Source organism: Vibrio sp. V01_P9A10T6, from assembly GCF_963877065.1.
In the GTDB taxonomy this organism is placed as follows: domain Bacteria; phylum Pseudomonadota; class Gammaproteobacteria; order Enterobacterales; family Vibrionaceae; genus Vibrio; species Vibrio anguillarum.
The window spans coordinates 1-12793 of the sequence record NZ_CAWNTB010000132.1; the positions used below are offsets into that span (position 1 = coordinate 1).

Genomic DNA, 12793 nt, shown 5'->3' on the forward strand with positions numbered 1-12793 from the left:
CCCTGTTCAACAGAGCGGACACATAGTCGCATGGTCCTCAATCAAAGTAAAGCATTTATTTTAAAATAATTGAGCATTAGGAATCTGAGCAGGTTATTCGTGATTTTTGTTACTTTTCAAACCATTTTTAGTCAACATTATCAGTGATAAGGCTCTGCCTATCTTTGGGGTTTTTGTCTTTTATTTTTAATATCAATCGGTTGTGTTTTATGTATTTTTAATTTCTATCATCTGTGTGGCTATTTATTTTCTATTTTATCAATTTATAGGAAAGGTGACATAGGTCACGCCTGTTCCTTGTCTAAATTGACTACTGTCAAGTTGACATCCCTCTTTGGGGGTATGATTTCCTTATGGAATACGATGCGCATCACATAAATGCAACGTGTTCTGTCAAAACCACATCCGTTGAGATTTGTGAGGAATAATGAATATTAAAAAAAGAATGATAGTGGGAGTTCTTGCTATTGGGGTGCTGCTCGGTTGGTTAAGCCTTGGAGGGACTCATGTCATCTTAGAAAAAACGTCGAGTACGGAATTTTGTCTCTCTTGTCATACTATGCAAGCACCCTTTCAGGAGTATCAAGGCTCGGTACACTTCAGCAATGCCAAAGGCATCCGTGCAGAATGTGCTGATTGCCATATACCCACTGATACTATGGATTATTTAGTCACTAAAATCAGGGCGTCCAAAGATATCTATCATGAGTTTATTACCAAGAAGATCAGCACACCTGAAAAGTATGAAGCGCATCGAGCCGAGATGGCTGAAACTGTCTGGGCGCAATTAAAAGCGAACGATTCTGCGACCTGTCGTTCATGTCACAGTGAAGATGCGATGGAGATTTACGACCAAACGGCGCAAGCACAAAAAATGCATCAGTACGGTATCGACAATAATCAAACCTGTATTGATTGCCATAAAGGTGTGGCGCACATGCTTCCTGAAGTCAAAATGGACAGCCAAGCATTAGCCCATTTAGTCGAGGAGTCAAAGTTAACCCCTGTGGGCACTTCTATTGTTTATGCGATGCAATCTACGCCCATTTCTGATTTAGGAACGATCAATCCAGCGACGCCGCTGAAAGTATTGAATGAAAGCGATGGCAAGCGCACCGTTGAATTGAGTGGTTATCAGATGCAAGGTGCAGAACAAGTCTTGTATATGGGTGAAGGTAAGCGTGCTGTGATTGCTATGTTAACTGAAGCAGGGCAAAAAGCATTGAGCGTAAAAGAGTATAACGAAGATGCCTACGGAAATCAGTGGCGTCAAGTAGCACTTGCCGGGGACATCGACACGCCAGTGTTGAGTAAAATGGATTCGCTTTGGGCATACGCTGAGCAATTGGACAATGTTTACTGTTCAACATGTCATGCCAAAATTCCGAGTAACCATTTTACGGTTAACGCGTGGCCTTCTGTAGCAAAAAGTATGGGGGACCGTACCTCTATTTCCGCAGAGGATCTAGAAATCCTCACGAAATATTTCCAATACAATGCGAAAGATGTTGTTGCCCAATAAAAAATGAAATAAGGATTCAGTGATGACTACTCTCACACGTCGAAGTTTTCTAAAAAGCGCTGGTGCAACTGCAGGTGCGGTCGCTATTTTTTCGGTTAAACCCATGCCAGTTCTCGCTTCCGCACCGCGAGGAGCTGGTGTACTGACTGCTGGGCGTTGGGGCGCTATGCTGGTTGAAGTTAAGGATGGGAAAATTATTTCCTCCAAGAATGCATTGCCGCAAACCGTACCCAATAGTCTACAAACCTCAGCGCCAGATCAAGTGCATACTCAAGCTCGGGTCAAATACCCGATGGTGCGTAAAGGTTTTCTAGCCAATCCCCATATGCCAGATGGTAAACGAGGAGACGATGAGTTCGTCCGCGTTAGTTGGGAAAAAGCGCTGCAATTAATCCATCAACAGCATGCTCGTATTCGCACTGCCTATGGAGCCGAGTCAATTTTTGCGGGCTCTTACGGCTGGCGATCCAGTGGGATTTTACATAAAGCCCAAACCCTACTGCAACGCTATATGAGTATGGCGGGAGGCTATTCGGGTCATTTAGGTGATTATTCTACGGGTGCGGCACAGGTCATCATGCCTTACGTTGTAGGCTCGATAGAAGTGTATGAACAACAAACAACTTACCCTGTTGTGCTTGAAAGTAGTGATGTTGTGGTACTTTGGGGGCTCAACCCTATTAATACACTGAAAATAGCATGGAGCAGTACCGACGGCGCGGGGCTTGAGTTCTTTAATCAACTCAAACATTCTAAAAAAACCATTATCGCTATCGATCCTATGCGTTCGGAAACCATCGAATTTTTTGGTGAAAACGCTCAGTGGATTGCACCGCATCCTGGTACTGACGTTGCGATGATGTTGGGGATCGCCCACTCATTAGTTGAAAAGGGCCAACATAACCTCGAATTTTTGAATAAATACACTGCTGGTTACGACAAATTTGAAGCTTATCTGCTAGGTCATTCTGATGGTACGCCAAAGACAGCACAATGGGCTGAGGCAATTTGTGGCGTTCCTGCCAAACAACTAGAGCTATTGGCTGATATTTTTAGCCAAAATAGAACTATGATCATGGCTGGTTGGGGAATCCAACGTCAGCAATATGGTGAACAAAAACACTGGATGCTTGTCACTCTGGCTGCAATGCTAGGGCAGATCGGTTTACCCGGTGGTGGGTTTGGTTTTTCATATCACTACTCCAATGGCGGTAACCCAACGCGGACTGCGGGTGTTTTACCTGCTATATCAGCGGCTATTGATGGTGGTTCATCTGCGGGTAATGATTGGGCCGTTTCTGGAGCAGTAAATAGTTTTCCTGTGGCTCGTATTGTTGAAGCGTTGGAAAACCCATCCGGTCAATATCAACACAACGGGCATGAGAAAACATTTCCTAACATCAAAATGATCTGGTGGGCGGGCGGTGCAAACTTTACTCATCACCAAGATACCAACCGTTTGATTAAAGCGTGGCAAAAGCCGGAACTCATCGTTATCTCTGAGCCTTATTGGACTGCGGCCGCAAAACACGCTGATATTGTACTGCCCATCACGACGTCATTTGAGCGTAATGATCTCACCATGACAGGGGATTATAGCAATCAACATTTAGTGCCGATGAAACAAGCAATTGAGCCTCAATTTGAAGCGCGAAATGATTTTGATGTATTTGCTGATATGGCGGAGCTGTTAAAACCGGGCGGACGTGCAGTGTATACGGAAAATAAATCCGAAATGGAATGGTTGGCTGGTTTCTATAAAGGAGCTCAAGCTATCGGTCGCCAGAATCGGATTGCAATGCCTAACTTCAGCTATTTTTGGAAACAAAATCAGCTCATTGAGATGAAATGGAACGAAGCGAACGCGAAGTTTGTGCGTTATTCCTCTTTCAGAGAGGATCCTATCCTGAACCCTCTTGGTACACCAAGTGGCAAGATTGAGATCTTCTCCAAAACCATCGAAGGCTTCAAATATAGCGATTGCCCGCCACATCCTATGTGGATGCCGCCAACGGAGTGGGTAGGGAATGCTCAAGCCGATGAACTGCAATTGATGACATCGCATGCGGCTCATCGTCTCCATAGCCAGTTAAACTATGCGGCACTACGCGAGCAATATACGATAGCAAACCGTGAACCGATCTGGATTCATCCAGAAGATGCAAAAGTTCGAGGGATCAAAGATGGCGATCTTGTTCGTGCTTATAACCAACGTGGCCAAGTCTTAGTTGGCGCGCTGATCACGGATGGAATTAAGCAAGGTTCGGTCTGTATTCATGAAGGGGCATGGCCCGATTTTGATAAACCTCATGGTTTATGTAAAAACGGAGGATGCAACGTACTGACCGCTGACATACCTACTTCAAGGTTAGCCAATGGCTGTGCTGGTAACTCTTCAATTGTGAAAATAGAGAAATATACAGGAGAGCCACTTCCTCTAACCGCATTCACACCGCCCAAAGGCGCGTAAAAACAAAAAGGCCACTAGATGAGAGTGGCCTTTACTTTTTAATCAGAGAGTCGTAATCAGTGAGTAATATCAGCTCGCCGCGATTTTGTTTGTTCTACGAGGTCTATTTTGTCCAGCCGATCCGCTTCTCGTGGGTTGGTTTGCACTTGGTTTGTTGCTGTTTGAACGAGTGGAATTGGCCGCTTTCGGCTTTCTGTCATTAGTTTTGGTATTCGCGCTTATGCTGTGACCTTTTGCTACATCACCAGAGCGCTGTCCGTCATTATGTTCTGGTTTGTTCTTTTTCGGCTTTTTTGCTTTAATCGGTTGTAGCGAAGGAGATGCCGGTAATTTGTTCACTGGCGCAAAGCCTTCAACCTCAATTCGTTCTAGTAAATTTTGGGTAAGGCGCTCAATGGCAAACATGTCTTTTGCTTCATCGGCGCAGACCAAAGAGATCGCATTGCCTTCGGCGCCTGCGCGGCCTGTACGGCCAATTCGGTGAACATAATCTTCAGGGACGTTAGGCAATTCAAAGTTTACCACTTGTGGTAATTGGTCAATATCAATGCCGCGAGCGGCAATATCCGTTGCTACTAAAATGCGGATCTCACCACTTTTAAAATTGGCCAATGCCTTAGTACGTGCGCCTTGACTTTTGTTGCCATGAATCGCGGCGGCGCTGATGCCACTGCCTTCAAGTTGTGCGGTTAAGCGATTAGCGCCGTGTTTAGTTCGTGTAAATACTAACGCTTGTTGCCAATTATTTTCTTTGATTAGTTGAATCAATAGCGCTGGTTTTTTCGCTTTATCTACAGGATGCACCCACTGTTTGACAGTTTTGGCGGTACTATTGCGTGGCGTAACCGAAATCTCGACTGGGTTGTTAACTAACCCTTTCGCAAGTTGGCGAATTTCATCAGAGAAAGTGGCCGAAAAGAGTAGGTTTTGACGTTTTGCTGGCAGCAGTGCAAGGATCTTTTTAATGTCACGAATGAAGCCCATGTCTAACATGCGATCCGCTTCGTCTAAGACCAAAATTTCTAATTGGTTAAATTTAATCGCATTTTGGTTGTATAAATCCAACAGTCGACCCGGTGTCGCGACCAAAATATCTACCCCACGACGCATTTTCATCATCTGTGGGTTAACTTTCACACCGCCGAAAATAACTTCAGAGCGTAGTGGAAGGTTTTGTCCGTAAGTTGCCACGTTGTCGGCAACTTGCGCGGCTAATTCACGTGTCGGCGTCAGAATTAATGCACGCACTTGGTTGGGGCCTACTTTTGGGCCTTTAACTAATAGATCCAAAATGGGCAGGGTAAATCCTGCGGTTTTCCCGGTACCTGTCTGGGCCGCTGCCATCACATCTTTGCCTTCAAGAACGGCTGGAATAGCTTGCGCCTGAATTGGCGATGGTGTTTCGTAACCTTGAGAAGCAACGGCTTTCAGGATGGCATGGGATAAACCCAGAGAGGCAAAACTCATTAAAATGTCTCGATATGTAAATAAGGAAGTGATCCGCATCACGTTGCGGAAAGGCGCAAGCATACAGTAGTCACAGCAAAAGTGCTACGGAATGTCTCTGTTTGCCACTTGTCAGTAACAAATAGTGCGTATTTTCTTCCGAGAACATTAAAATTAACAATTCCAATGTAACCGGTTTCCGAAACCGGTTACATTTTCCCGATAATCGTTTATGATGTCACGCAAAGTAGCAAAGCGATGATGTATTTCTATACAACGTGTCCACATGGCGTGAAATAGCATATTAGATCGACATAAGGGTACATTGAGTCAGCAAATGAAGACGAGGTAGATGACGATGGTAACGAATGGTTTTCCAAAAGATTTTTTATGGGGTGGGGCTGTAGCAGCACATCAAGTTGAAGGTGGATGGAAGCAAGGTGGAAAAGGAGCCAGCATTGTCGATGTGCTCTCAAAAGGAGCGCATGAAGTACCTAGGGTGATGACCTCCGGTGTGGATGCAAATTATTTCTATCCTAATCATGAAGCCGTTGATTTTTATAGTCATTACAAAGGTGACATTGCACTTTTTGCTGAGATGGGTTTTAAATGTTTTAGAACCTCAATTGCTTGGACTCGTATTTTTCCACAAGGTGACGAAGTCTCGCCCAATGAAGCAGGGCTACAATTTTATGATGATCTTTTTGATGAATTGCTGAAATACGGCATTGAGCCAGTTATTACGCTTTCGCATTTTGAGATGCCATTCCACCTTGTACAACAATACGGGGGATGGGCAAATCGCAAGCTTGTGGATTTTTTCGTTAACTTTAGCCAAGTGGTGATGGAGCGTTATAAACAGAAAGTGAAATACTGGATTACCTTCAATGAGATCAATAACCAGCGAAATTGGGAATTCCCACTGTTTGGCTACTGTAACTCAGGGGTGATCTTCACTGAACATGACAACCCAGAGCAGGTGATGTACCAAGTCATGCATCACCAATTTATTGCCAGTGCTTTAGTGGTCGATCTCGGTCATAAGATCAACCCTCAATTTCAAATGGGTAGCATGATTCATATTATGCCGCTTTATCCCGCGTCGTGTCGTCCAGAAGATATGATCCGCTCTCAAGAAATGATGAGAGAGAAGTACTTGTTCAGCGATGTGCAAGTTCGTGGCTATTACCCAAGCTATATTTGGCGTGAATGGGAGCGAAAATCGATAACCGTTGATATGCTCGATGGCGATGAAGCGATACTGCGTAAGGGTTGTGCCGACTACCTTGCGATCAGCTATTACATGACGAATATTGTCTCTGATGATCGCAACGCTGAAGGTGAAACAACCAGTTTATTCAAACAAAGTCGCTTAAACCCTTATCTCACAGCGTCTGATTGGGGATGGCAAATTGACCCGGTAGGGCTTCGCTACGCGCTTTCTGAGTTGTATGAACGCTACCAGAAACCGATTTTTATTGTCGAAAATGGTTTTGGGGCGATCGATGAAGTCGATGAGCAAGGCCAAGTGCAAGATGATTATCGGATTGAGTATTTACAAGCACATATACGAGAAGTGAAGAAGGCCATTGCTATAGACGGCGTTGATGTCATGGGCTACACCCCTTGGGGCTGCATCGATTGTGTGTCGTTCACCACTGGTGAATATAAAAAACGTTACGGTTTCATTTATGTAGACAAACACGATGATGGTTCTGGTTCAATGGCTCGCAGTAAAAAGAAAAGCTTTTACTGGTATCAGTCCGTGATCAAAACCAATGGCGAACAATTATAAACGTAGAATAACAATAATAATTGTTGATTGAGAGCGTTCATCCAGCTTAGGAAATTAGGTAAACTCCCTCGGCTTCCAAGAGTCGGGGGTTTTTATTAGGAGTCACCATGGCGACAATCAATGACGTTTGTAAAGCAGCGGGCGTGTCTAAAGCCACCGTATCGCGCGTACTCAACCAAACTGGCCAAGTAAAAGCAAGTACGCGAGAAGCCGTTTTACAAGCCATGTCCACCTTGGGTTATCAACCTAATGTGTTGGCGCAAGCATTAGCCACAAACAGTGCAAATGCGATTGGGCTGATACTTCCTCAGTTTCAAGGGAGTTATTTTGGCAGCTTATTGCATCAAGCAGCACAAGGTGCCGAGCAAGCACGTAAGACCTTACTTGTCATGGACAGTCACGATAATGCGGCAGGCGAATTAGCAGCAGTGCGCTCATTGCTCACTCAGCGTTGTGACGCCATCATGCTTTACAGCCGCCATTTGTCGAATCATGAGCTGGCATCATTGCAATCTGATGTTTCAGTGCCACTGATTGTACTCAATCGAACCTTGGAAGAAGTCGGTTTGCATAGTTTTGGTTTTGAGCAGCATCAAGCCGCTTCTTTAGCGATTAATCACTTGCTTGAACTTGGCCATCGCCGCATTGCTTGCATCACTAGCCCTTTGGACAGTGATACAGGACAACAGCGATTTGCTGCTTATCAGTCAGGCTTGCAGCAGGCTGGTATTGAGCTCAATCACACGCTCGTTGTTGAAGGTGATAATTCTATGCTGGCGGGTTATGCCGCGGTTCAACGGTTATTAGAACAACAGAGTGAGTTCAGCGCTATTTTTGCCTGTAACGATGATATGGCACTAGGAGCAATGCGCGCACTTTACGAACATGCCATTTTGGTACCTAATCAGGTCTCTGTGATGGGGATTGATGATGAGCCTGCGGCTGCGTATTCGGTGCCCAATCTCTCAACAATATCGCTTCCCATTGAGCAACTGACGAAGGATGCAGTAGCCTTGGCCCTACAATTGGCTGAAGGGAAGGGCTCGGATGATGCCAAGATACATCGCTATCTAGGTAAGCTGGTGCTTCGAGAATCAACGTGCGCACCTTAAGAGGCCTCGCAGATTAATGACTCATTGAAATAATGAGCATTTATTTTAATTAACTGTATAAATCCACAGTTAATTGCTTGACATTATGTCACTCTTTACTAAGCTGTATGTATGCACAGTGAAGTTGGAGGTGAAATATGTTGTGGGAAACGCTAGAACGAGTTAACCGCCTTCGCCAAGAAGCGTTAGCCAACCCAGACTTTGTCCAATCCGCGCAAGACCATGAAGAGACATTGAAGCAGGTCGAGCAATACTTTGAACCAACGAAACGACGCAAGGCAGCAAAACGTGCAAAAACCCTTGCAGATATTTATCAACAGACTGAATTTGGTGAAAATCCATCTGGTGTTCAACATTAGTCAGTGTTTGACATGAGCCAATGTTGAACATGCATTAGCAAAAATGGTTTAGCTTGCAAAGAGCTGCTTGATGCGCAGCTCTTTTTCGTTTCCTTCCTTAAGGCTGAGCGTTTGTCTTTATTCGGCTCAGTTCATTCAGCCAGTTGATAAATAGTACAGTTTAAGTGAGATTTATCGTCTGATCTAAAGGAGATTGTCCGCATTTGGTTGGGGAGCAAAAAGAAGCTGGAGTCAGAAAATTGTAGTACGTTGTCATGTTCTAGGTGAACGTAAAGTGCAGGTCGGTCAGTGGTCAAACAGAGACTGCCCGCACGATATTCACACAATATGCGGGCCGATTTTAAGGGCAAGCGTTTGGGTACATCCGGCAGCCAAAAATTATCCCGCTGGCCATCTGTACTGACAAAGTAGATCGCGCCTTTTTCTGGTGTGAAATCCTTTATTGTGTGTTGCCACACGATTTGGTTACTCTCTTGGGGCAGTCGTTCATTGATTGACCAATGTTTTCGCAATTCTCCTTCCCATCCAAACCAATATATATCACCCACAAGGTATTGCTCACCGGGTGCATCATTAATGGCTCTCAGTGATAGGTGTTTCTCATCTTCAGAAAAACAGGCCAAAAGCGGGTTATAAAACCGTTTGGCGTGATAATGTAATTGCTTCCAGCGTCCAGAATACTCAATGCTTGACCAAGACGCGACGGGCCAGTTGTCATTGAGTTGCCAATATAATATGCCACGACAAATCGGTGAGGTTGCCCGCCACGCTTCGACAGCCGTTTTAATCGCCATGGCTTGCTGAACTTGGCTCAAATAAAGCATCTGCTGGAAGCCATTCGGGAAACGGAAATAGCGAGTAAACATTTCGGTGATGATGCTATTACCACGAGTATTCTTTTGGTGATGTTCAAAATGAGGCGCACTGATATTCCAGTCGCTTTCTGGGATAATCTGCTTCACTTCACTAAATGAAGGCCAAGACTGATAACCGAATTCTGAACAAAATCGTGGGGATATTGAATGGTAAGCGTCAAAGGATTTACCTGAATGCCACACATCCCAAAAATGCATGTCACCTTTATTATCATCATGCCAAGCGTCACCAAAATCTAATTCACCATTGCAAGGTGAGCTTGCCCAAAAACGGCGACTTGGATCTTGTTCATTGACGAGGATTTCTAAAAAACGATTAAGTCGGTCGTAATTGACTAGGTATTTTTCACGGTTTTCTCGAGATTCTGGATACCAAGTTAATGAACCAATTACCTCATTATCACCACACCAAATGGCAAGACAAGCATGGTGCTTCAAACGTTGTATTTGTTGTGTGACTTCTTGCTTTACCTCTTCTAAGAAACTCGGTGTTGAAGGGTATTGTGCACAGGAAAACATCAGATCTTGCCAGACTAATAATCCGAGTTGGTCGCAAAGTTGATAAAAATGATCGTGTTCATAATCACCCCCTCCCCACACACGAATCATATTCATGTGAGCTTCTTGTGCGGCTCGTAACAGCTGTTGATAACGGGAAAAATTGACTTTGCTTGGCATGGCGTCCATTGGTATCCAATTCGCGCCCTTCACTGATATCGAGACCTCATTCACGATAAAGGTCATTTCACTGCCGATGGAATCTTGATCAGTGCGCAACGTGAGACGTCTTAAGCCAACTTGGCGGTTGATCTGCTGCTGTGCCATGGTAATAGACAGTGTGTATAAATAAGGGTCACCGTAACCGTTTGGCCACCAGAGATGCGGATGGTGAACATCAATATCTACACTGCTTTGGTTGCAAAATGCCTCACTATCGATCGTAATAGTTTGATCGCCAAAAGTAAGTGTGATGGGTGTGGAGAGCGATTCGCTATGCCGTATTCTCACGTGCAGCGTAACGTGTGTTAAAGCATGCCAAACTTGTTCAATATCCACACCCAGCAGTGAATATTCTTGTACCGTTTTTAATTGCATTGGTGCAAAAATACCACAAACAGCAAGGCATATACCCCAATCCCAACCACTGTGGCATTGAGGTTTTCGCACGGTGTTCATGTGAGGAAGTTGATTATTCCCTTGCGCCCACGGAATGGGAAAGGGCAGCTCATCGGCTCTTTGCTTGGCTACCGAAGCGGCAGGTTCAAATCGCCATTCAAAATGATTTAGACCAATTTGCAGATAAGGGCGAATATTAACGGTATAGGTTTGAAAAGCATTATGGCACTGTAAAACCTTCTGTCCGTTGATCCATAGATCAGCAAACGTATCGACCTTATTCAGCTCCAGTAAGTGGTTTGGGCACTGAAGGTCTGCCGCATTTAAAGTGATCGCTTTTGTTAATACCCAATGACATAAACCAGCCCACTGAACCTGAGACTCATTGGATGCATAATAGGGATGAGGGATCAAACCCGCTTGCAGTAATGCATGATACTGGTCGCCGGGCAGTGTCATCGCGATTTGGATATCGGGATACTCGGGTGAGCTCAATCGCCATTCACCGTTTAAATCAAACATAAATCCACCTCAAAAAATACGATTTACAAGGGCTAAATGAGCTGATTTAACCATGCACTATGAAATAAAAATGTGCATGGGTGGCAGGCTCAAAAGTTGTGCGAAGTTTTTAGATTAAGTTGCGAAGCAGTCAATAATTATGATTTTCTTGACTTTAATTTGACGTCACTAAGCTTGACGAGCGGCTTGTTTTAACTTGTTTTGCCTTGGCACATCTTGAAACAATTTGTTGTGAAAGTGTCCGCTTGTGGCGGTTTATATAAAGAATCATTTTGGAATGGTGCTGAAAGGTGTATAAATGCCGCATTCAAAAAGAGAGAGAAAATATGATGAAAATCGACAAGCTAGAAAATAAAAAACCGCCGTATCCGTAAGAAACTGTTTTTAGGTGAATTTGCGATCCTCGGTTTTGAAGTTAGCTGTACAACGTCTATCAAAGACTTTGAACAATACGATCTCTTCGTTGATGAGTTTATTGATTACGTTGATAACATCGGTCTTTGTTTCGGTGGTGGTGGATTAGAGATTTTTGACGGCTTTGTATGCGCAGCCGATCGCTACCGTTCAGCAACAGAAGAAGATAAAGCGTTGGTTGTAAAATGGTTAGAAAATCGTGCTGAAGTGAGCAAAGTTGTTGCTGGTGAATTAGTGGATGCCAATTACGCTTAATTGCTCTTCTATTCTACGTTATTCAGCCAGTGCTTTTCATTTGCGATGTCTGACAAAAAAGCCGGAGTGAAACCACTCTGGCTTTTTTATTACGCTAAATTTTATTACGTTAAAAATCAGCATGTTTAACAAAGTAAGGATTGTTGAATTTATTGGCGTGACCAACAATCGAAACCACTAAACGGTTCCATAGCGCTTTATCAAAAGGTTCTTTAGGAATGGCAGGATAAAGTGTTTCGACCTCTTCTTTGGCAAAGGCCATAAACTCTTTCTTTTTCCTCTTGTTATACTCTTGGGCGACATTATTGTAGTTGCGGATCCACTCTTTCTTAAAGCGAAGCAAGGCGGGCTCGGCTTTTTCTAAAGGTAGTCGAGAGAGATAAACGCGCTTATACGAGATTTTACGATCAATCATCGTTCGCATACTGGTTTGAATGTAGGTACCGTGCTGCGTAATGGAAATATCGCTCTCATCAAACAGATTCACACACCAGCCCTTAGGCCAAAAGTCAGCCTGTTTATACTGATTATTTCTAGCGGCTAATACTTGATGAAGCACTAAATCAGAAGTGCCTTTAAAGGTTTGCTGCCATGTGGCTATGCGAATTTGCAATGAACCAGGCAAGCGATAGACATTGGTAAACTTATCTTCGTTCATGACTTCTACAGTAATTGGTTGAATAAAATACAATTTTTGAATGCCATTTGAGTGCAGGGAATGCACCTCAAAGACGAAAGCCAAACGACGTGTCGATTATTTTATGACACATAAAATTATGTGCAGAGTACTCAGCTAATGATTTCAATTATAAGTATAAAAAGTGAGCGAGGTGGATTTTACAAGGTTTGCATTAAAATGCGAGCTTAAGTTGGCGTTAAATCTAATAATGATCAGCGATTATTTGCC

The 12793-nt window shown here is 43.9% G+C and carries 8 protein-coding genes and 1 pseudogene; 6 read left to right on the top strand and 3 right to left on the bottom strand.

Annotated elements, in window-relative coordinates; genetic code table 11:
• Positions 1-427 precede the first annotated feature (427 nt).
• Together AACQ21_RS06895 and AACQ21_RS06900 are read left to right on the top strand one after the other, a co-directional pair.
• On the top strand, positions 428-1522 hold the full coding sequence (locus tag AACQ21_RS06895; RefSeq protein ID WP_105976669.1) for a NapC/NirT family cytochrome c: 1095 nt from the start codon (positions 428-430) through the stop codon (positions 1520-1522).
• Positions 1523-1544: 22 nt separating this feature from the next.
• Positions 1545-3992 carry a trimethylamine-N-oxide reductase 2 gene (locus AACQ21_RS06900; RefSeq protein ID WP_105976670.1) on the top strand — a complete coding sequence of 816 codons (2448 nt, stop codon included), beginning with the start codon at positions 1545-1547 and terminating at the stop codon, positions 3990-3992.
• Between the two features lie 69 nt (positions 3993-4061).
• On the opposite strand, the gene AACQ21_RS06905 is transcribed toward AACQ21_RS06900, so the two are convergent.
• On the bottom strand, positions 4062-5522 hold the full coding sequence (locus AACQ21_RS06905) for a DEAD/DEAH box helicase (RefSeq protein ID WP_017042471.1): 1461 nt from the start codon (positions 5520-5522) through the stop codon (positions 4062-4064).
• Between the two features lie 274 nt (positions 5523-5796).
• Here AACQ21_RS06905 and AACQ21_RS06910 point away from each other — a divergent pair, with 274 nt between their 5' ends.
• The 3 genes from AACQ21_RS06910 (at position 5797) to AACQ21_RS06920 (ending at position 8704) form a co-directional block, all read left to right on the top strand.
• Entirely contained in the window at positions 5797-7233 is a 1437-nt protein-coding gene (locus AACQ21_RS06910; RefSeq protein ID WP_105976678.1) for a 6-phospho-beta-glucosidase, read from the top strand.
• Positions 7234-7340: 107 nt separating this feature from the next.
• Positions 7341-8345, top strand: a complete 1005-nt coding sequence (locus AACQ21_RS06915; RefSeq protein ID WP_094145449.1) for a LacI family DNA-binding transcriptional regulator — start codon at positions 7341-7343, stop codon at positions 8343-8345.
• Positions 8346-8482: 137 nt separating this feature from the next.
• On the top strand, positions 8483-8704 hold the full coding sequence (locus AACQ21_RS06920) for a hypothetical protein (RefSeq protein ID WP_010319365.1): 222 nt from the start codon (positions 8483-8485) through the stop codon (positions 8702-8704).
• 131 nt (positions 8705-8835) lie between these two features.
• On the opposite strand, the gene AACQ21_RS06925 is transcribed toward AACQ21_RS06920, so the two are convergent.
• A complete protein-coding gene (locus AACQ21_RS06925) occupies positions 8836-11217 on the bottom strand; it encodes a glycoside hydrolase family 2 protein (RefSeq protein ID WP_105976671.1) in 2382 nt (793 codons plus the stop codon).
• A 329-nt stretch (positions 11218-11546) separates the two neighbouring features.
• Here AACQ21_RS06925 and AACQ21_RS06930 point away from each other — a divergent pair.
• A pseudogene (locus AACQ21_RS06930) lies at positions 11547-11886 on the top strand (YggL family protein).
• A 109-nt stretch (positions 11887-11995) separates the two neighbouring features.
• Here AACQ21_RS06930 and AACQ21_RS06935 read toward each other — a convergent pair.
• Entirely contained in the window at positions 11996-12628 is a 633-nt protein-coding gene (locus AACQ21_RS06935) for an MSHA operon transcriptional regulator (protein WP_105976672.1), read from the bottom strand.
• Positions 12629-12793 lie beyond the last annotated feature (165 nt).

Coding starts and splice junctions, on each gene's coding strand:
- AACQ21_RS06925 (WP_105976671.1), bottom strand. CDS start 11,217: ATGTTTGATTTAAACGGTGAATGGCGATTGAGCTCACCCGAGTATCCC.
- AACQ21_RS06910 (WP_105976678.1), top strand. CDS start 5,797: ATGGTAACGAATGGTTTTCCAAAAGATTTTTTATGGGGTGGGGCTGTA.
- AACQ21_RS06905 (WP_017042471.1), bottom strand. CDS start 5,522: ATGCTTGCGCCTTTCCGCAACGTGATGCGGATCACTTCCTTATTTACA.
- AACQ21_RS06900 (WP_105976670.1), top strand. CDS start 1,545: ATGACTACTCTCACACGTCGAAGTTTTCTAAAAAGCGCTGGTGCAACT.
- AACQ21_RS06895 (WP_105976669.1), top strand. CDS start 428: ATGAATATTAAAAAAAGAATGATAGTGGGAGTTCTTGCTATTGGGGTG.
- AACQ21_RS06920 (WP_010319365.1), top strand. CDS start 8,483: ATGTTGTGGGAAACGCTAGAACGAGTTAACCGCCTTCGCCAAGAAGCG.
- AACQ21_RS06915 (WP_094145449.1), top strand. CDS start 7,341: ATGGCGACAATCAATGACGTTTGTAAAGCAGCGGGCGTGTCTAAAGCC.